The organism is Limnospira platensis NIES-39, assembly GCF_026000695.1.
GTDB lineage: Bacteria > Cyanobacteriota > Cyanobacteriia > Cyanobacteriales > Microcoleaceae > Limnospira > Limnospira platensis.
Window position 1 is genome coordinate 4411291 of the sequence record NZ_AP026945.1, and the last position, 20366, is coordinate 4431656.

Consider the following 20366-nt stretch of genomic DNA (forward strand, 5'->3'; position numbering starts at 1 on the left):
TTTTACAGATTAAACCTTAAAAAAATGCTCAAACTCTATTATGGCTGTATCTACCCCCCCCAAGACCCCTTATGAACCTCCCACCACACCCGCTAAAACTGGCCTCTCTGAGATTTGGTCTAAGTTAGCTGGACCCCTAATTATGCTCGGACCGGCTGGGGTGTGGTTGCTACTATTGCTGGTGTTTCCCACTCTGGTGATTTTTCAACTCAGCTTAGTGGAGAATATTCGCCCTGGGGACGTGGTAATTCCTGATGGTCTGGGTAACTACCTGCGGGTATTTGAAACGATAAATTTGCGAGTAATCGCCAGATCCGTTAACTTTGCGATCGGAACCACAGTTTTTTGTTTGCTGTTAGGGTTTCCCGTCGCTTATTGGATAGCCATTATGGCTCCCCCCAAGTCGCGGAACCTTCTACTATTAGGGTTTGTTCTGCCTCTATGGACATCTTCCTTGCTGCGCTCCTATGCCTGGATTACCATTTTACGACCCACAGGAGTGCTAAACTCATTTCTAGGGTTATTGGGATTACCTACCTTAGCACTACTTAATAGTAGTCCAGCCGTTTTAATTGGCATGACCTATAGCTATTTACCCTATATGGTAACCGTGCTGTATGCCTCCCTTGAAAAACTAGATCGCCGTCTGTTGGAGGCTTCCGCTGATTTAGGAGCTGTGCCCCCCGAAACCTTCTGGAAAATTACAGTTCCCCAAGCTAAAACCGGAATTATCGCCGGCTCACTATTAGTATTTATTAGTTCCCTAGGAGATTTTGTCGATCCAGAACTGTTAGGCGGCGCTTCTAGTATGACCGTATCTCGGCTGATTTACAATCAGTTTTTAGGCGCAACTCAAAACTGGGGTTTTGGTTCAGCCCTAAGTATGGTGCTAATTTTTGGGGTGAGTATAGCGATCGCTCTTTTAATCCGCTACGGTGATGGCAGACCCTCAAAATAAACAGGCGGCGGACTCAGGCGGTTGTATAAAGTTCGACCCTTAGTTGGGGCTCACTCTAGCACCCGTCCTTACCAAACTTAAAATTCCATGCAGGATATTAACAATCACAATCATCAGTCAGACATTCCTCAAGAAATGCAAAAGCCTAAAATTAGATTTCGGGTATCTTGGCAGATCATATTTGTTGGCCTGATGTTCCTGTATATGTATCTGCCTATCTTGGTTCTCACCTTTTATAGCTTTAATGAATCCCGCTATAGTGCAGGATGGCAGGGATTTACCCTACAGTGGTATGTCAAACTTTTTCAGGATACCCGCATCCTTAGCGCTCTCAAAAATAGCCTTACCGTTGGCTTGAGTGCCGTAGCCATATCATCCGTCATTGGAACCCTGATGGCTGTGGGATTATCCAGGTTTCGCTTTCCCGGAAAAGGTATTTATCTGGGCATATCTTACTTGCCTTTAATTGTCCCCGACATTGCGATCGCCGTTTCCACCCTAGTATTTTTGGCAGCCTTAGCCATTCCCCTGAGTTTATCAACTATCATAGGCGCTCATGTAGTCTTCTGTCTCGCCTATGTCGCCCTGGTGGTATCCACTCGCCTAGCTGACCTAGACCCCCACTTAGAAGAAGCTGCACTAGACCTAGGGGCAACACCAGATCAAGCCTTTATCAAAGTCTTGCTACCCCAACTCATGCCCGGTATCATTTCTGGCTGTTTACTGGCTTTTGTCCTGAGTATGGATGATTTTTTGATTGCCAGTTTCACCGCCGGAAGTGGCGCAACTACTCTGCCAATGGAAATTTTTAGCCGCATTAGAACCGGAGTTAAACCCGATATTAACGCCCTCAGCGTAATTTTGATTATAGGTTCCGGGTTGTTAGCATTTGCCGCAGAGTTTCTCAGAAATCAAAATCAGAAGAACTGAAAAATTGTCTTGGTTCCCCTATACGGGGTAAACTGTTTGTCTTGCTGTTCGCCATGAACGTGGCAATTTAACCTGTGTGGATAACATCATCAAAAGATACGGTTCTAACTCCGACTGCTGTTGCCTTGGGGAACTTCGATGGATTTCATCGAGGACATCAACAGGTAGTCCGACCCATTCTCAACCCCAATGAGGTCGCGGTAGATTCCCAGAAGGTAGGGTTTATAAAGACGGATGAGAAAACGCCCCCAGTAGCTATTTCTGGCTATGGAACAGTGGTGACTTTTAATCCTCACCCCCAGGAATTTTTTACGGGTCAAACTAAAAAACTGTTAACTCCCTTACCCGAAAAAATTGACATTCTACGGAGGTTTGGGGTTCAGCAGTTGGTGCTTTTGCCTTTTGACAAAGATTTGGCTAGTCTCACCCCAGCTCAGTTCGTTGAGCAGATTTTGGTGGAGTATTTACAAGCTACTCGCGTGAGTGTCGGTTTTGATTTTCGCTTCGGTCGCCATCGCATGGGTAGTACCGAGGATTTAAAGGCGATCGCCTCTCAGTATGGTATTGATGTCGAAATAGTTTCTCGCTTTAAGAGTGCTTATGGCGATCGCATCAGTAGTTCCATCATCCGAGAATCCCTCACAGAAGGTCATCTTAACCGTGCTAATCAACTATTAGGACGTGCTTATACCCTCGTCGGTCAAGTGGTACAGGGTCAACAATTAGGCCGGACTCTGGGATTTCCTACAGCTAATTTACAACTGCCACCAGACAAGTTTTTACCCCAATACGGTGTTTATGCAGTCCTGGTTACGGGATTTGCTTTCGGGGAACAAACAACTATTGCCCCTCAGTTAGGAGTGATGAATATTGGTTGTCGTCCTACTGTAGCTGGAGACAATCCTACCGTTGAGGTTCATCTATTAGATTGGCATGGGGATTTATATGGTCAGAGTTTGACTGTCAGTTTAGAGGGGTTTTTGCGACCAGAACAAAAATTTGCATCCCTTGAACAACTCAAGGCCCAAATTCAAAGGGATTGTACCCACGCGCGAACCTATCTCCAGGCTAGGAAAAATCTACCCCTACTGGATTAATCTAGTTGCCTGACTAATGTTGATTTTTAACTATTCTATTTTATCGGGCTATAGTTCTCGTCGGGAATAAAGTTTCAATCCACACCTGCGCCCCAGAACATAGCTTTTGGAAAGGTTGATATAGTAGGCGGCAGGGTCCATCAATTATTATTTCCGAAGAATACAAGGTTTTATTGCCTTTGTTCAAAATAATTGGTGGGTTTAGCAATTTTTGGATGTCGCCTATCTTTCCTTGGGTTTCCCTGAGTATGCGGTTGTTGTTACCAATGACTTTCTTGTTGATGTGAATATACGTGGGCTTATTCTTAGGACGGCTACATTCCCAGGTAGGCTTCGGACCCCGCCCCCCAGGTGTGATTTCAGGCATTTCGCCAGTTAGGGGAATCACCCACATCCTGCCAATTCGGTAAGCTCCGGGAATTCTACCACTATACAAAAGCTGCCTAACTCTGGTGGTGCTTACACCCATCATTTTTGCGGCTTGAGAAGTACCTATGAACATCATCGGCAAAAACTATTACGATAGTATAAGAGAAATTATAGCAGATGATCTCTGGTTGGTCGAAACTGCTGTCTGGTGAGGTCTGGGAATTCTTGGTGGGCAAGAATTGGCGGGCTCAAGAGCGATCGCCCTTCAGTCAAACATTGGCATCTTCCGCTTTCGCGCTCTATGGCCAGTGATTAGTTCTACACCCAACACAATCAATATTTAGATGGGCAGGGGGGCGGCGGGGTGTTTCGGTGGCAGACGTTGAGAATAATTACACCTGATAAATCCCCCCTAATTGTAGTTGACAGATGGGAAAAAATAGCTCTCCGAACTCGAACACAACTCAGGTTAATGGGGATATAAAAGCGATCGCTTCCCTGGCGCGAGCAGCCATCAGAAATCGTGGCGGAAAGCGGCTCTGAGTAGATGGTGTTAGAAAATATCTGTACAGATAGTCTGCGGGTAGCTGTGCAACGGTCAAAATGCTGTATCCTCTCACTCAGAGGGTTGAATCACCGGAGAATTGAATGAGAGAACGTATTGAACGATTAAAGCAAAATTTAGGTCGGACTATAGTTGGTAAAGAAGAGTCAATTCGCCTAACCTTGGTGGCGCTGCTGGCGGGGGGTCATGTGCTTTTGGAAGATGTACCGGGAGTAGGTAAAACTTTACTGGCTAAATCCTTGGCTCGTTCTATTGATGGGGTTTTCCAGAGGATTCAATGTACACCGGATTTATTACCAACCGATATTACTGGTACTAATATTTGGAATCCTAGCAGTGGTGAGTTTGAATTTTTGCCGGGGCCAGTATTTGCTAATATTTTGCTTACCGATGAAATTAACCGAGCTACACCCCGCACTCAGTCGGCTTTGTTGGAGGTCATGGAGGAAAGACAGGTGACCATTGATCGGGTATCGCGCATGGTTCCCATGCCTTTTTTTGTGATTGCGACTCAGAACCCCATTGAGTATCAGGGAACTTTTCCTCTCCCAGAAGCGCAAATGGATCGGTTTATGTTGTCTTTAACTTTGGGATATCCTAGTGAACTCGAAGAGTTGCAAATGTTGCGACGCTTGAGTGAGGGAGTACAGGTTGATGAACTTAAACCCTGTCTCAGTTTACAGGATATTCTGACTCTGCAAAAAGAATGTCAGCGAGTCCAGTTGGATGGGTCTTTACAGCAGTATATTCTTAATTTGGTTCGCGCTACACGGGAGCATGAGGATATTATGTTGGGCGTGAGTCCTAGGGGGGCGATCGCTCTTCATCGTACTACCCAGGCGATCGCTTTTTTGTCGGGACGAGATTACGCAGTTCCTGATGATATTAAATTATTGGCTCCCCATGTCCTTTCACATCGCTTGATTACTGCTGGTGGTCGCCGTTCTAAGACGGTTATTGAAGCCTTACTGCAATCTGTACCTATTCCATCCTAGGCTGGTACTACTATTAATTAATCCCCGGCTCAACATATATTAGGACGGAGCAAAATATACCCCTCTGCCTTCTATGGCTTTGAGGGGTTTTGCTGTGCTTCTCTGATGCTAACGATAGGTATGCGATCGCATTTTAATCACTGAGAAAACCTAGTTTCTCATCATCATACAAGTATGAAGGCGAGACAATATGCTACTTTCACCATTGCATCAACTTAGCTAATCTTCCGAGCCTACCTGTTTCAGATAAATGTGCTTACGTCCCAGAATAATCTCAAATTCATCTCCCGGTTGCAGATCCATTTGCTTCGTATAGGCTGACCCAATCAACAGGTTGTTATTAGATTGAACCGTAATTCTATAACTTGCAGAACGTCCCCCACGTCCATTACCTTCTGATTTACCATCTAGTTCGATTCCTTCAGCGTCTATTAAGGCGTTAAGGAATTTCATCATATTAACTCGCTCTATACCGCCTTTTGTTAAGGTATAGTATCCGCATTCTCTGGCTTTCTCTTCTTTGTTCATGTGGCCGAGATTTCGGACTTTTTCTAAAAGTGCTTGACCAGTTAGCGGTTGTGCTTGAGTGTCGGAATTGTTCTTCTTAGCCATGATGTCTTCCCTTGCATATTCGAGATGATGTCATCACCCCAGTTATGGTTATCTCTCGGACAACCATAACTGTTCACGATGACCTGGTACCTGGATACTATCTTACACTAAGAGCGCAGAATTATTCATCTCCATCATTAACATTTTTAACGGATGTAATCATCCTATAGCTGATTATTCTGTAAAGGCTTACCTGTTTGTGGTTTCCCTAATCTATTACTGTCGGTAGTTGAGGTCAAACTCAGTTAGAATCTAGGAAGGATGGATCAAATGATGTTAATCAATGATGTATCCGTAAATTCCACTAGATAGATAAGGATGAGTAATCTGGGTTAAGGTGGGTAGCAACGGCTGAGACTAGAGATCAAATAACTACAAAAATTACTGTTAATTTGAAAGGGATTAATGAAGTTAACTACTCGCGGACATTATAGTGTTAAAGCATTGTTAGATTTAGCCATGCTGGGCAGCAGTGGTCCCGTGTCGGTACGAGCGATCGCCTCTCGGCAAAATATTCCAGCTCCCTATTTAGAAAAGTTACTAATTGAGATGCGGCGCAGGGGGTTAGTAATTTCCGTAAGAGGCTCTCAGGGGGGATATAAGTTGGCATATCCACCTGCTCAAATTTCTCTGGGGCAAATTCTGGAAGCCGTTGGTGAGACCATAGAACCTTTATCTAACCATCAACCTGATGCTGAACAAATAGAGGATTGGGTAACATTTACTCTCTGGAATCGTCTCCATGAAAAATTAAAGGAGGCTCTGTATAGCATCTCCCTAGAAGACCTTTATTATGATGCCCTCAGTTGGCAGGCGGCTCAGGGAGAGTCCGCTAGTTTTGTGGTTTAATTATATGCTGGCGGTTAAGGATTACATGGCAGTTAAGAAATGAGCGATTTCCAGACAATAGTAATTTTGGCAATAGCGGCGGGCTTGGATTATGCTATCGGTGATCCGTGGAATTGGCTGCATCCAGTTCAAGTTATGGGTTGGGTGATTACCAAATTGACTCAACCAGTTCTGAGATATTTCAAGAGTCCTTTATCTCAAAAGCTGGCGGGAATTTTGGTGGGGTTGATTTTGGTGATTGGTAGTGGATTGGTCAGTTGGCTGATGGTGGCAGCAGTTAAAGTCTGGTCAGAGCAATTACCCTTTCATGGTATTATCTTTGTAGGCTTACAAAGTATTCTTTTAGCTAGTTGCTTTGCTGCTCGGAGTTTGCGAGCGGCCGCTGAGGATGTACAAGAGCCTCTGCAACGGGGGGATTTGCCAACAAGCCGCCAGCGATTAAGTCAGTATGTGGGTCGAGATACGGAACATTTATCGAAACCTGAAATTGAGCGGGCTATTGTGGAAACTATTACCGAAAATGCGATCGATGGTATGATGGCTCCCCTATTCTATGGGATTATTGGTTTGCTGATACCAGCAGTGGGAAGTGTTCCTCTGGCTTGGGCTTATAAAGCTGCCAGCACCCTGGATTCAATGATTGGTTATCGTGAAGCACCTTATACTCATATAGGATGGTTTAGTGCTAAATTAGAGGATGTTCTGACTTGGCTTCCTTGCCGTCTCAGTGTAATTACGGTTGCTCTATTGTCGGGTCAACCTAGACGGGTTTGGCAGATATGTCGCCGAGATGCTATTAATGATCCTAGCCCTAATGCGGGTTGGAGTGAATGCGCCTATGCGGTGGCTTTGGGGGTACAATTGGGGGGAGTGAATCAATACCGAGGAAAAGTTAAACATAAACCTACTTTAGGAGATCCTATTGACCCGATTACGTCAGAAACTATTGAGGGGGCGCTGGCTATCACCCGCAACTCAATTTTTATATGGTTAGGCGCGACTTTTATTATATTTATAATTAGGTCAATATTTTGGCAATAAAAATAAGGCGTTATTTAGCCAATAATGTCGGCAGTAAATATAGATATTTGGCAGATATCTAAACCAGTAATTTTGTGAAGCAATCAACTTGAATCATGAGTAAAATTGTCGAAATCCTATCGGCTGAAGAAATGCGGCGAACTTTGAACCGTTTAGCATCCCAAATTGTGGAAAGTGGGGGAGATTTATCTAACCTGGTATTATTGGGAATATATACGCGGGGGGTTCCGCTGTCGGAAAGGTTAGGGAACCAAATTAACTTGCTGGAACAGTTGACGGTTCCTCGTGGCGCTTTGGATATTACTTTCTATCGGGATGATTTAGATAAGGTGGGGATGCGAACTCCGGCACAAACTAAAATTCCTTTTGACTTGACAGGTAAAAAAGTGGTTTTGGTGGATGATGTGATTTATAGTGGACGTACTATTAGGGCGGCTTTGAATGCGGTAATTGAATATGGAAGACCGGAGACTATCCAATTGGCGGTTTTAGTCGATCGCGGTCATAGACAACTACCCATTCAAGCGGATTTTATTGGCAAAGAACTCCCGACGGCTAGAGATGAAGAGGTGCGAGTATATCTGGAGGAGGTAGATGGATACGATCGCATAGAATTAAAGTCCGAATAATCAGAATAAGTTAAAGGTATCCATAGAAATTGGGAACTGTGAAAAATGGAATTTTCCACGGAAAGCCGCAAGGCTGATCATCTGCGAATTTGTTTAGAGTCTGATGTACAATTTCGCCAAAAAACCAATGGTTTCGATCGCTATCGGTTTACCCATTGCTGTCTACCGGAAATTAATCTTGGGGAGGTAGAGGTCTCTACAGAGTTTCTGGGTAAGTCCCTGGCTGCGCCGTTGTTAATTTCCTCGATGACTGGTGGCACAGAACAGGCTAAACTAATTAACACCCGCCTAGCTAGGGCGGCTGCCAGACATCAAATTGCTATGGGGGTGGGTTCCCAAAGGGTGGCGGTGGAAAAGCCAGAATTAGCCCCTACTTTCGCAGTGCGATCGCTCGCTCCTGATATTGTACTATTTGCTAATTTGGGCGCAGTTCAACTAAACTATAGCTATGGCTTAGAGCAATGTCAGCGGGTAATTGATATTCTGGAAGCCGATGCCCTAATTTTGCATCTCAATCCTCTCCAGGAGTGCATTCAAACGGAAGGCGATACTAATTTCCGAGGACTACTTGACAAAATTGCCGATTTATGCTACAAGCTGCCAGTTCCGGTGATTGCCAAAGAAGTCGGTAACGGCATATCGGCTGCTATGGCTAAAAAGCTGATAGATGCGGGAGTAGCTGCCATTGATGTGGCTGGTGCGGGCGGTACGTCTTGGGCGAGAATAGAAGGACAGAGGGCTACAGATCCTCGTCAGCGACGCTTGGGGGAAACTTTCGCTGATTGGGGTTTACCGACGGCTGAGTGTATCACTGAGGTTAGGGCAGATTCTCCTGATATTCCTTTGATTGCTTCTGGGGGACTCCGCAATGGTTTAGATGTGGCTTATGCGATCGCTTTAGGTGCTGATTTAGCCGGTTTAGCGTGGCCTTTTTTACAGGCGGCGGCTGAGTCAGAGGCTGCTGTTGATAGCTTGGTAGAGATTCTGATAGCCGAAATATCCACGGTGCTATTTTGCACGGGAAGTAGAACCATGAAGGATCTTCAGCGACCACAAGTTTTGAGAGCCATATATTGACCACAGAAACACTCGCCGCCTACTAGGTAGGGGAGGGTTTGGGTAATAGGGGTTTGTTGGTAAACCGGGGGCAAAAAAACAGGACAGTAGGGCATAGCCCCCTGTCCCATCTATGAGTTATTGGGGAGTGAATTTAGCCAAAGGCCAGAAAGGGAACTGTTGATTAGCCTGGAGGTTAACGCCTTGAATGTTGTTTTGGGCGAAAACATGGATTTTGTCTTGCCACAGGGGAATAAAAGGCACATCCTCAGCCAGAATTTGTTGAATTTCCTGAAAGATAGCTTGGCGAGTCTCAGGGTTAGCCTCAGTGCGCTGTTGACGAATTAACTGATTCATGCGATCGCTATAGTAGAAAGACCCATGATATTGACTAGCACCTTCGACGCATCCAGTTTGGGGGGAACCATTAGCACAATCAAGAAAGGGGTGTATATAGTTATCAGGGTCCAAGAAATCGGCATACCAATCCAGAATAAAAGTCGGATAAATTCCCTTATCCAAATTTTGAAAAGCGGTAGTTGTATCGACACTTTGAGGTTGTAACTGTAAAATACCCCCCAAATTATTATCAGATAAAGCCTTGAGAGTAGCCGCCAACTCTTGACGTTTCTGGGAGTTCGCGCCATACCAAAGTTCAACCACAGCGGGGTTTTCGGGAGTAAATCCCGCCTCTGTTAACAGTTGTTTAGCCTTCTCAAAATTAGCATCTCCGTAGGCTTCCTTAAATACGGGAAGGTGACTTTCAAAAGTAGTAGGAATGAGACTATAAAGAGGTTCGGCTTGTCCTCGGAGAACCCTTTCATTAATTAAATTTCTATCGACTAAAGAGGCGATCGCCTGTCGAACTTCCACCCGGTCTAAGGGTTCGCTGTTCACATTTAATACTATGTAATTAATAGTATTTCCATCAGCACTAATTGCTTGCCATCTTCCCTGTTCTGCACCTTCTAATAAATTGGCAATTTGGTCAGGCTCAAGGGATATATAAGCGACATCGACAGCATTAGTGCGGAAAGCATTAAACAAATTAGCAGGACTAGAAAAACGTTGTAAATCCACACCTTGATTAGCTGGTTTATCCCCCCAATATTGGTCAAAAGGATGGAGGCGAATCAGATCAACAGCATATTCTGTTAAAACATAAGGTCCGGTTCCGACAAAAGAATTAGGCTTAAATTTACCCGCCCCAATTTCATAAGCACTAGGGGAAACCGCACAAGCTCCCGAAAATGCTAATAGGGAGGGGAAAGCGGCAAAGGGACGCTTGAGTTTAATAGTTAATTCATATTCACCGGTGGTGGTAATATCCTCAACAATATCGGAGAGTAAAGAGGAAGGGGGTCCGCCGTTTTCAATAAACCGGCGCAGGGAAAAAGCCATCGCCTCAGCATTAAAAGGCGTGTCATCATGGAAAAGCACCCCCTGGCGTAGGGGTATAGTATAGGTTAGCCTATCGTCGCTAATGGTAGGAAAATCGGTAGCTAGTTGAGGCTTGAGTTGGGTAGTTCCCACTTCATAGGCGTAGAGGCGATCGCCTAAATTATACAGAAGATTGCCAGAAATAACCTCATAAGCATCGGCTGGATCGATAGTGCGGAGGGTTTGGGTAGTACCAATAATAATCCGTTCGTCGCCGTTGCTAGACCCTGGGGTAGTAGTGGTTTGATTATTGGGTTGAGCGCAACTGATAATGAGGAAGCTAACCAAGCCAAACAGTCCTAAAAATTGCCATAGGACTCGGAACCGCCGCCGACTACCCCTAACCAAGTTAGATAACAGCATCTGGTATTTTGTGTGCATCTGATGAATGTTTTAATTTAAGGCGCGCCGTGCTAGTTTAGCATAGGTTTTTACTGTCTGATATGGCATTTCTAAATCAGTAGCGATCGCCACTAGAGATTCTCCCAACTCCCGACGCGCCAGAATAGTCGCCCAGGTTTCGGCTATGTCGGTGGCGCGGTTTCCCCCGGTGCGCTGTCTTTGGGAACGGAAAATGTCGGTTAATTCCAGAATGCGATCGGCTAGTATTTGTTGAATAGTAGACACATTCTGGATATCGTCTACTAACCAGCCTAAGCGGGTTTGTCCTAAGCCAAAGGGGGTTTTATGTCCCGTTCCACAGTAGGGGGCGAGTTGTCCTAGGGCGTAAAATAGCTGTTGCTGCTGTTGGATATTTCCAGAAAACTGGGTTTTGCTTTTCTGGGATCTGGCTAATTCAATGGCTCCGGTGAACCCGGTTACCATTCCCCGTTTTCCGGCGGCGACTTTGACGGACTGTAGATAATGACGTTGGAGGATGACAAACTCATCGACCCATTCTAAAAATAGGTCGCGATCGCATTTAATCTCCGAAAAATCATGCCATCGCCGCAGGTAGCTATGAAATAGGTTAACTGGAATTGGTAGGGGGAGATGATGTCCTTTGTGACGAAAACTGGTGGGAGAGAGAAAACTTAATTTCAGGTTAGAGGTTTTGGGAGACTGCTGTTCCCACAGTTGCTGATAGGTCTTGGCTTCCAGGAAGACTTTACAGGAATTGATGGTTAGGGGGGCGTTTCTGAGTTCAATGCGGGGGGGTAGGTTTTGGGTCCATTTCCCTAGCCACTGAACTACTGGACGAGATAACCCGGTGACATACCAACGGTAGAGGCGATCGCCTTGTAGTTGCAGATTTTTTCCAGAGGTGATTAGGGAACCGGACAACCCTGAAATGGTAAAGGGTTTTTCCGATTGTCCATCATGGAGATATTGGGAAAGTTCTGGGTTAGTGTTACGCACTTGGTCGAGAAACCAGGCGTGTAGACCAATGGTATATTGAGGGTAAAGGATATGATTGTCGGTGGGTGTGAGTTCAAATTCTAAACCTACCAATTCGCTTTCGGTAGACCAATGGGAATTTACCGAGGGATGCTCACGGTTACGTTTATTGGGGTAAGCCATAACAGTTGATGGTTTTTGAGTTCGGTTAACATAACCTTTTGTTGACAATGGTATGGGACAATACATAATGGCAGCAGTTTTTTTGATGCCATTGCTGTGTATACTTTAGCCATAATGTATATCTCCCACCCCCAGACTACTACAGAAACGAGCGATCGCTCCCTACTCCAGCAACGAATCAGGATTGAATCTCTAGTTAATGCAAATCAGACCCCAGCCAATGAACCCGCCACGGGTTATGATATAATCGAGAGTCTAGCAACCCCCTACCAGCCGAAAACTCTGTCCCCTAAGTATTTTTATGATGATCAGGGTTCTCTATTGTTTGAAAAAATATGCGAATTACCCGAATATTATCCGACCCGCACAGAAACGGCTATTTTAAGGGATTTTGCGTCGGAAATTGCCACTTTAACTGGTCCGACGGAATTGGTAGAGTTAGGGAGTGGTAGTTCTACTAAAACTCGGATTTTATTAGATGCTTACCAAAGTTTAGGCTATCCTCTGCGTTATCTTCCCATTGATATTAGTGGCGGTATTTTGGAAAATAGCGCCTATCAATTATTAGAAGATTATCCATCTTTACAAGTTCATGGAATTGTAGCCACCTATGAACAGGCTTTAGCAAAATTAGAACCCGCACCCCTTCCCAGTCGGATGATTTGCTTTCTGGGTAGCACCTTGGGAAATTTAACCCCCACTGAGTGCGATCGCTTTTTTGCACAAATTACAGCCGCTTTATTACCGGGGGAATATTTCCTATTAGGAGTTGATTTACATAAACCCACCGATATTGTAGAAGCCGCTTATAATGACAGTCAGGGGGTAACGGCTGCTTTTAATTTAAATATGCTGTCACATTTAAACCATCGTTTTGATGGTGATTTTGATATCAAAAACTTTGAACATTGGGCTTTTTATAACCTAGAAGAACATCAAATTGAGATGCACCTACGCAGTCTCTGTCAGCAAACTGTACGCCTAAAAAGTTTAAACTTGACCGTCAATTTTAGCGCCCAGGAAACAGTCCGCACCGAAATCTCCCGCAAATTTGAACTAGAAAATATGCAGAATTATCTTAACCAGCAAGGTTTACAACCCGTCAAGACTTGGACTGATAGTAACAATTGGTTTGGTCTAATTCTGGCTAAATTGACTTAGGTAGGATAGGAAGTATGTCTGGGACAATTAATTAATTATCCCAGACCTCTCGCCCTCTCCCAGAAGGAGAGGGAGTTCCATGATCAATAGATATGGGTGGTATATGGCTGGAAAAGTTAAAATTTATTGAGATCGATGCCAGCCTCTTTAGCCATAGCTTGTAACCCTTTCTTCTCAATAGTTTTAATAGCCTTAGTGGAAAGTCTCAGACGTACCCAGCGCTTACCTTGGGGCCACCATATCCGTTTCCACTGCAAATTGGCTTGTTGTAGTTTATGGCTACGACGGTGGGAGTGAGAGACAGCCATTCCGTTATTAGCCCGTTTTCCTGTAAGCTGACAGACACGAGACATAGTACCCTCCAGTTGAAAATTAAACGCAAACCCTTATTATAAGCGATCGGGGGCTAAATAAAGTGAGATAGTTGGAAATGTTGGGTTAGGCTAGAGAGTGCTGGTGTTGCCTAAACAGTCCGACAAGAGAAAAAGAGAAATTATGGTCTCCCCCGAACCAGGGCTAGACCCCCAAGTCCAGTTTGCTGCTATACGAAAAAGCTGCTATGTCAACTTTAGTTATCGTTGAATCACCGACCAAAGCCCGGACTATTCGTAACTTCTTACCGAAAGACTATCAGGTAGAAGCCTCAATGGGCCATATCCGAGATTTACCACCCTCTGCTGATGAAATTCCCGAAGAGTACAAGGGGAAAACATGGGCAGGGCTAGGGGTAAACGTGGAAGGGAATTTTGAGCCTATTTATGTAATCCCCAAAGATAAGCAGAAAGTGGTCAAAGAACTCAAGAAAGCGCTCAAACAAGCGACAGAATTAGTTCTAGCGACCGACGAAGACCGAGAAGGGGAAAGTATTAGCTGGCACTTGTTGCAGGTGCTAAAACCGAAAATTCCCACCCGGCGTATGGTGTTCCATGAAATTACCTCCGAAGCCATACTCCAAGCCCTACAACATTGCCGAGACTTAGATGAACAACTGGTTCACGCCCAAGAAACCCGGCGGATACTCGATCGCCTCTATGGTTATACCCTGTCACCACTGCTGTGGAAAAAAATCGCCAGAGGCTTGTCAGCAGGTCGGGTGCAGTCTGTAGCCGTAAGATTGATAGTAAACCGAGAGAGGGAGCGTCGCGCCTTCCGACAGGGGGGATATTGGGATCTCAAAGCCTTGCTCGAACAAGGTAAAACCGAGTTTGAGGCGAAACTAATTACCCTGAATGGGGTAAAGGTAGCCACAGGTAGCGACTTCGACGAAAGCACTGGTCAAATCGCCCAGGGGCGTAATGTAGTCCTACTAGACTCAGACCAAGCCCAAGCCCTCAAGGAGAGACTGAGGGAGAAACTCTGGTCTGTGAGGAATATTGACGAACGCTCAGTTACTCGCAAACCCGCGCCGCCATTTACCACATCGACTCTCCAACAGGAGGCTAACCGGAAACTCAGACTTAGCGCCCGCCAGACTATGCAGGTGGCTCAGGGACTCTATGAGCGGGGTTATATTACCTATATGCGGACTGACTCTGTGCATTTATCAGAGCAAGCCATAGTAGCTGCTAGAAACTGCGTTGAGCAGAAATATGGCAAAGAGTACCTGAGTCCGAAACCGCGCCAGTACACGACCAAAAGTAAGGGGGCTCAAGAAGCCCACGAAGCTATCCGCCCGGCTGGAAATTATTTCCGTACTCCCCAGGAAACTGAGTTAAGTGGTAATGACTTGAAACTGTATGACTTAATTTGGAAGCGGACGGTTGCTTCTCAGATGGCTGACTCTCGCCAAACTAATATCTCTGTTGACTTACAGGTGGAAGATGCGGGTTTTCGGGCGACCGGGAAACGTATTGATTTCCCTGGGTTTTTGCGGGCTTATGTAGAGGGGTCTGATGATCCTGATGCGGCTTTGGAAAATCAAGAGCTACCTCTACCACCTTTAAAAGTGGGTCAGCATCCTGATTGTAAGGATTTGGAGGCGATCGGACATGAAACCCAACCTCCGGCGCGCTTTACAGAAGCATCTTTGGTTAAAACTCTGGAAAGTGAGGGGGTAGGTCGTCCGAGTACCTACGCGAGTGTGATTGGTACGATTATCGATCGCGGTTATGCTCAAATTAAGGGTAATGCTCTGATTCCTACTTTTACGGCTTTTGCGGTTAATAGCCTGCTGGAAAAACATTTTCCCGATTTGGTGGATATCGGTTTCACCGCTCGCATGGAGAATACTCTTGATGAGATAGCCACTGGACAGGCAGACCAGTTACCTTATCTGCAAAAGTTCTATTCCGGTGACGGGGGGCTGGAAAATCAGGTTAAGGAACAGGAAAGCCAAATTGATGCTAAGGTAGCCCGCACTATTGAATTGGAAAATTTGGGTGATGCTACTGATGGCATGACTTACCGTTTGTGTTTGGGTCGCTTTGGGCCTTATATCGAGGCACAGAAGGATGAGGAGATTATTACTGCTTCTATTCCTCAAGACCTGACTCCTGCTGACCTGACTCCTGAGTTAATTCAGGAGTTGATTGGACAAAAGACGGAGGGACCGGAAAAGCTGGGAGTCCATCCCGAAGCAGGAGAACCGATTTTTATGTTAATTGGTCCCTATGGTCCCTATGTGCAGTTGGGGGAAGAGTCGGAAACTAATAAGAAGCCGAAACGGGTTTCTCTTCCCAAGGGGCTGGAAAAGGATGCTGTGACTTTGGATGTGGCGGTGTCGCTTTTGTCTTTACCTCGCCTTTTGGGACTGCATCCCGAAACGGGGGCTAAGGTTAAGGCTGCTATTGGTCGCTTTGGTCCTTATGTGGTTCATGAAAGTAAGGAGGCTAAGGATTATCGCTCTATTAAGGCTCCTGATGATGTGTTGACTATTACTTTTGAGCGGGCTTTGGAACTTCTGGCTCAACCTAAGGTGGGACGCAGGGGAACTAAAAAAACTCTTACTCCCCTGCGAGAGTTGGGAGAACACCCGGAAGATGGAGAACCTCTCAATATCTATGATGGTCGCTATGGTCCCTATATTAAGCATGGCAAAATTAATGCTTCTTTGCCTAAAGACCAGGCGATCGAAACTTTTACCCTGGAACAGGCTTTGGAACTATTAAAGGCTAAGGCGGCTTCTGGCTCCAAGTCCAAGTCGAAGTCGAAGTCTACTAGCAGTACCACTGCCAAAAAGTCCACGACTGCCAAAAAGTCCACGACTGCCAAAAAGTCCACGACCGCCAAAAAGTCCACGACCGCCAAAAAGTCCACGACCGCCAAAAAGTCCACGACCGCCAAAAAGTCCACGACCGCCAAAAAGTCCAGCACTAAGGGCGAAACGGAATAGGTTTTGACATCCCGGAATGGGCTGATATAATGGGAGAATGGGCGGGTTGTATCGACTGGCGATCGCAAATAGAGATGCTCTGGAAACTCGCCCCTAACCCTGTGAGTTCATGGGAATGGGGATTATTATGTGGAAATATATCATCACGGCCTTAGTGGCTTTGGAATTGGTCTTGCTGAGTTCGTTTTGGTCTCCGGCTGCGGCGACGATTAATGATACAGAATCCTATATTTGGGATTATGCCTATAGCGGTAGTAGTCAATTTGTCTGTAAACAGGTGATTTTTCACCCGATAGGGGAACCTGTAACGGCTCATGAATCACTCACCCAACCGGCTATACTACGATCGCATATTGTTGACAGCAGCCACTGTAAAAGCGTCAGTAAACCCAGTTAAATAGACCGTCTCAAATCGGAAACCATCAATTAAGGGGTCGATTCAGGTTGACCCCACAGGGTGATTTGTTGCCTGACCCAAAAATAAGTTTGGCTAATTGATACGGCTCAAATATATGGGATTTTTCAAAGACTGTTAAGATTTGATACGTTTTTGGTGATCAAAAGTGGCAACAAGTTGACGAGATTATCGGGGTTGTGGTAGCATTGAGGAAACCGATACCAAGGGCTTATTGTGTCTTTATGCAAAAATAAAGGGTGAAACCCTGATTATATGGCGATTAAAGTGATTTTTTGACGAAAATCTGAAGCTGGCGATACACGAGTTTTGAGGGTGAATGAGGATCTCTGTTTTTATACCTATTGACAAAATGGTGAGTTTGTGTAGTAGTATGGCGGAGAGTATGTTAGTGGGAGTGGGAAAATGGGCTGACGATCGCCTCTGGACCGACTAAGACGAGGTAAGGTTGACCGAAGTATTTTTGAGATATGGCTTGGACTTGTGGAACTGTGACGGAAGCGACATCAATTTGAAATTGCTGGTCGAAGTCAATGCCCAATTCCAGGGTTTCATACCATCCGTAAATTTGGGCGAGTTGGCTGTTAGTTTGCTTTCCGAGGGCATATTGTCCTAGGAGCTTATTTTTAGCGACCTGGAGTTCTTCTTCTGTGAGGGTGGTGGTGGTGAGTCGTTCTACTTCGGTGCGTAGTCCGTCAATAGCGATCGCGGTATTATTAGGAGCAGTTCCCATATACACTACAAATTGGGAAGCATCTAGGCGGGTGGGATAAAAAGCCGATACATCATAGGCTAGTCCGCGCTTTTCGCGTAATTCGACAAAGAGGCGACTGGATAGACCATTCCCCAGATAGGTGTTAATGACTTTGAGGGAGGCATAATCGTGATCATAGACGGAGGCGGCGAGGTATCCTAGCATAATGACAGATTGCTGGGTTTCCTGGGGTGCGATCGCCTGGTGAGGGTTGGAGATGATTTGTGGTAGTGTCAGTTTGGGGAGGGGAGTCCGGTCGGCTTTCCAGTCTCCAAAGGTTTTTTGTATGTGGCTTAGGGCTTTATCTAAGCTAATGCGTCCGGCTAGGGAAATAATCAGATTATCTGGGCGAAAATAGGTCTGATGAAATTCTTGTAGGTCGGCGCGGGTAATTTGGCTTACGGTTTCTTCAGTCCCGAGGGTGGAAATGGCATAGGGATGGTTTTGGTACATTCCCCGTCGCAGAAAGTCGAAAGCGATGGAAAATGGCTGTTCTTTGTGAGACCTAATACCTTGAATGGTGATGCGACGTTCGAGTTCTATTTCCGCTTCGGGAAAAGATGGGGCGCGCAAAAGTTGGGCGACTAACTCCAAAATATTCTCGAAGTCCCCAGAAACTGTTTTGACACCAACGAGGAAATAGTCGGAGGAGGTGTCGGCGCTAACTCTCGCCCCTACTGACTCGACTCTTTCGGCAATTTCTAGGGATGAGAGGTTTTCTGTCCCTTTGGTCATGACGGCGGCGAGGAGGTGAGAGAGTCCGGCTTGGTGTGGTGGCTCCCAACGGGTTCCGGTTCTCAAAAATAAACGGGTGGCGATAATGTCCGCCGCCGGGTTTTCGGTGACTAACAGGGTAATGCCGTTATCTAAAACATAGCGATGAACGTTCTGGGTGTCTGAGAATGATGGGGTTAGGGTTTGAGTCACGGCTGCCTATATGATGAAATGCGATCGCAGTTGATGCCAGGATCCTTTGTAACACAAAATTAGGATATTTCAGGAGTGGTGATAGTCGTTCCATGATAACAACTCAGTTTTTGGTGATGTGATGGAGGCGATCGCTTAGGAGTTGGTGACTGGGACTGAATAGGGCCCCCCAGGCTAGTATGACGACTCCGAGAGTTCCGAGGGCGCTCGCGGAAGCGATCGCAAACACAATTATAATCTGATAGCGTACAGCATCAAGGGGACTGGCTCCGGCTAAAATTTGACCAGTCATCATACCGGGTAAACTAACTACACCCATAACCATCATAGAGTTAATGATGGGTATCATCCCGGTTCGGACTGCGGTCTGAATTTGTTTATGGCTGGCTTCCCACCTGGTAGCACCTAGGGCGAGTAGGGTTTCAATGCCATTACGGTTACTGACGACTCCTTCCATAAACCTGTCTAAGCCTAAAGAAATTCCGTTTAATGTGTTTCCGAGGATCATTCCCAACAGAGGGATTAAATATTGGGGATTGTACCAAGGTTGTACTTGAATGATGCCGATGACTGATAGGTTGGTGATTAAAAAGGCTGATACTAATACTGACAGTAAACTCCGCCAATAGATTCCCGCAAAACGGCGCGATGTTCGGTTTACTGCTGATATTCCGGCTATGGCTGCCATTAATAGAGCGATCGCTAATACTACCCAGGGGTTATCCAGGGCGAATAACCATTCTAGGATATAGCCGACTAACAATAATTGTACTACGCACCGCAGTGATGCTATGGCGAGGGAGCGTTCTAAACCTAGGCGTAATTGGATGGATAGGGCGACGTTGATTATAATTAATAAAACTGATGCGCCTAGTTGTCCATAACTGAGGGAAAGGTAATTATCCGACATAGGGAGAAAGGATAAGTTGTTGGTTGGTCACTCGTTGAATTTGCTGGGGGTCGTGGCTAGTCCAAATGCAAGCACGTTGGGGGTTAGCAGACAGCCAGAAGGCGATCGCCTCTTCGACTTTGTGGGTGGTTTCTGGGTCTAAAGATGCTGTACATTCATCTAATAACAAAACCATTGGTTCTAGTTGTAGGGCTCGGATAATTGCCACAAGTTGACTTTCTCCCCCTGATAGGTTGGTGGCTGGTTGGTAGAGAAAATCAGGGTGGCGGTCAAAGGTTTCCAGTAGGTCTCGGACTTGGTGAGGGTCATAGCGACGGTGGGAGTTAATGGCGAGTTGATAGACTGCCTTTAGGTTGGCTTCTACACTACCCTCGAACATGATGGGGCGTTGATGTAGGTAAATGACTTGTGAGCGGTACAAGGGCAAATTCCAGGCGCTCAGGGGCCGATCTAAATATCTGATTTCTCCTTCATCTAGGGGGTCAAGGCAGGCGATCGCTCTCAATAATAAACTTTTTCCGGTTCCGGTGGCACCAACTAAGCCTAATTGTATGCCAGGTTCTAAGTTAAAGGATAAATCACGCCATAGCCACCTGGCTGCTTCCTCTGAACTTAGGGAGGGTTGTATTTTTTGACAGCCGATTTTGATGCCTTCGATAATTGCCATTGATTAACATCAACAAGGTAGTCTCTGGCTGTCTGTTGGGTTCAACAGATGTAACCAGAGGGAATAGATACTTACTGATTATTCCTGGGGATGGGGAAACTGTCAACTACTGCTCTATAAGCATAAGATTGGGCGGATT

At 45.7% G+C, this 20366-nt stretch carries 20 protein-coding genes; 11 read left to right on the forward strand and 9 right to left on the reverse strand.

The genetic code is table 11. The features are described from left to right. Positions 1–40 precede the first annotated feature (40 nt). From N39L_RS21695 to N39L_RS21705, 3 genes are all read left to right on the forward strand, one after another. The gene (locus tag N39L_RS21695; RefSeq protein ID WP_006619343.1) at positions 41–958 is read left to right on the forward strand and encodes an ABC transporter permease; all 918 of its coding nucleotides are present in this window, start codon (positions 41–43) and stop codon (positions 956–958) included. Between the two features lie 87 nt (positions 959–1045). Beyond that, entirely contained in the window at positions 1046–1888 is an 843-nt protein-coding gene (locus N39L_RS21700) for an ABC transporter permease (protein ID WP_006619342.1), read from the forward strand. 74 nt (positions 1889–1962) lie between these two features. Further along, a complete protein-coding gene (locus N39L_RS21705) occupies positions 1963–2985 on the forward strand; it encodes a bifunctional riboflavin kinase/FAD synthetase (RefSeq protein WP_006619341.1) in 1023 nt (340 codons plus the stop codon). A 40-nt stretch (positions 2986–3025) separates the two neighbouring features. Here the strand turns inward: N39L_RS21705 and N39L_RS21710 are convergent, their stop codons facing one another. Together N39L_RS21710 and N39L_RS21715 are read right to left on the reverse strand one after the other, a co-directional pair. Beyond that, positions 3026–3490: a helix-turn-helix domain-containing protein gene (locus N39L_RS21710; RefSeq protein WP_006619340.1), complete on the reverse strand. Its 465-nt coding sequence runs from the start codon at positions 3488–3490 to the stop codon at positions 3026–3028. A gap of 328 nt (positions 3491–3818) precedes the next feature. Continuing rightward, the gene (locus N39L_RS21715; RefSeq protein WP_162097044.1) at positions 3819–3956 is read right to left on the reverse strand and encodes a hypothetical protein; all 138 of its coding nucleotides are present in this window, start codon (positions 3954–3956) and stop codon (positions 3819–3821) included. Positions 3957–4002: 46 nt separating this feature from the next. Between N39L_RS21715 and N39L_RS21720 the strand changes: the two genes are divergently transcribed. Beyond that, positions 4003–4914, forward strand: a complete 912-nt coding sequence (locus tag N39L_RS21720) for an AAA family ATPase (RefSeq protein WP_006619339.1) — start codon at positions 4003–4005, stop codon at positions 4912–4914. A 219-nt stretch (positions 4915–5133) separates the two neighbouring features. Here N39L_RS21720 and N39L_RS21725 read toward each other — a convergent pair whose 3' ends face one another. Then, complete coding sequence (locus N39L_RS21725) at positions 5134–5526, reverse strand: AbrB family transcriptional regulator (RefSeq protein ID WP_006619338.1); 393 nt, start codon at positions 5524–5526, stop codon at positions 5134–5136. A 405-nt stretch (positions 5527–5931) separates the two neighbouring features. On the opposite strand from N39L_RS21725, the gene N39L_RS21730 reads away from it, so the two are divergent. The 4 genes from N39L_RS21730 (at position 5932) to fni (ending at position 9122) form a co-directional block, all read left to right on the forward strand. Beyond that, positions 5932–6375, forward strand: a complete 444-nt coding sequence (locus N39L_RS21730) for an Rrf2 family transcriptional regulator (protein WP_006619337.1) — start codon at positions 5932–5934, stop codon at positions 6373–6375. A 39-nt stretch (positions 6376–6414) separates the two neighbouring features. After that, complete coding sequence (gene cbiB / locus N39L_RS21735) at positions 6415–7416, forward strand: adenosylcobinamide-phosphate synthase CbiB (protein ID WP_006619336.1); 1002 nt, start codon at positions 6415–6417, stop codon at positions 7414–7416. Between the two features lie 95 nt (positions 7417–7511). Continuing rightward, positions 7512–8045, forward strand: coding sequence for a bifunctional pyr operon transcriptional regulator/uracil phosphoribosyltransferase PyrR (gene pyrR / locus N39L_RS21740; RefSeq protein ID WP_006619335.1), 534 nt, complete (start codon positions 7512–7514; stop codon positions 8043–8045). Between the two features lie 45 nt (positions 8046–8090). After that, positions 8091–9122, forward strand: coding sequence for a type 2 isopentenyl-diphosphate Delta-isomerase (gene fni / locus N39L_RS21745; RefSeq protein ID WP_006619334.1), 1032 nt, complete (start codon positions 8091–8093; stop codon positions 9120–9122). A 117-nt stretch (positions 9123–9239) separates the two neighbouring features. Here fni and N39L_RS21750 read toward each other — a convergent pair whose 3' ends face one another. Together N39L_RS21750 and cas6 are read right to left on the reverse strand one after the other, a co-directional pair. Beyond that, positions 9240–10922 carry an ABC transporter substrate-binding protein gene (locus tag N39L_RS21750; RefSeq protein ID WP_050856788.1) on the reverse strand — a complete coding sequence of 561 codons (1683 nt, stop codon included), beginning with the start codon at positions 10920–10922 and terminating at the stop codon, positions 9240–9242. A 12-nt stretch (positions 10923–10934) separates the two neighbouring features. Continuing rightward, positions 10935–12062 carry a CRISPR-associated endoribonuclease Cas6 gene (gene cas6 / locus N39L_RS21755; protein WP_014276350.1) on the reverse strand — a complete coding sequence of 376 codons (1128 nt, stop codon included), beginning with the start codon at positions 12060–12062 and terminating at the stop codon, positions 10935–10937. Positions 12063–12176: 114 nt separating this feature from the next. On the opposite strand from cas6, the gene egtD reads away from it, so the two are divergent. Next, a complete protein-coding gene (egtD, locus tag N39L_RS21760) occupies positions 12177–13223 on the forward strand; it encodes an L-histidine N(alpha)-methyltransferase (RefSeq protein WP_014276351.1) in 1047 nt (348 codons plus the stop codon). Between the two features lie 116 nt (positions 13224–13339). On the opposite strand, the gene rpmB is transcribed toward egtD, so the two are convergent. After that, entirely contained in the window at positions 13340–13576 is a 237-nt protein-coding gene (gene rpmB, locus N39L_RS21765) for a 50S ribosomal protein L28 (RefSeq protein ID WP_006619330.1), read from the reverse strand. Between the two features lie 206 nt (positions 13577–13782). Between rpmB and topA the strand changes: the two genes are divergently transcribed. Both topA and N39L_RS21775 read left to right on the forward strand, forming a co-directional pair. Further along, on the forward strand, positions 13783–16554 hold the full coding sequence (gene topA, locus N39L_RS21770; protein ID WP_006619329.1) for a type I DNA topoisomerase: 2772 nt from the start codon (positions 13783–13785) through the stop codon (positions 16552–16554). A 127-nt stretch (positions 16555–16681) separates the two neighbouring features. Further along, positions 16682–16951 carry a hypothetical protein gene (locus N39L_RS21775; protein ID WP_014276352.1) on the forward strand — a complete coding sequence of 90 codons (270 nt, stop codon included), beginning with the start codon at positions 16682–16684 and terminating at the stop codon, positions 16949–16951. Between the two features lie 406 nt (positions 16952–17357). On the opposite strand, the gene N39L_RS21780 is transcribed toward N39L_RS21775, so the two are convergent. The 3 genes from N39L_RS21780 to N39L_RS21790 form a co-directional block, all read right to left on the reverse strand. Further along, positions 17358–18650, reverse strand: coding sequence for a M16 family metallopeptidase (locus tag N39L_RS21780; RefSeq protein ID WP_006619327.1), 1293 nt, complete (start codon positions 18648–18650; stop codon positions 17358–17360). A 103-nt stretch (positions 18651–18753) separates the two neighbouring features. Further along, on the reverse strand, positions 18754–19560 hold the full coding sequence (locus tag N39L_RS21785; protein WP_006619326.1) for an ABC transporter permease: 807 nt from the start codon (positions 19558–19560) through the stop codon (positions 18754–18756). Then, positions 19550–20227 carry an ABC transporter ATP-binding protein gene (locus N39L_RS21790; protein ID WP_006619325.1) on the reverse strand — a complete coding sequence of 226 codons (678 nt, stop codon included), beginning with the start codon at positions 20225–20227 and terminating at the stop codon, positions 19550–19552. The genes N39L_RS21785 and N39L_RS21790 overlap by 11 nt, the downstream gene beginning before the upstream one ends. Positions 20228–20366: the final 139 nt, after the last annotated feature.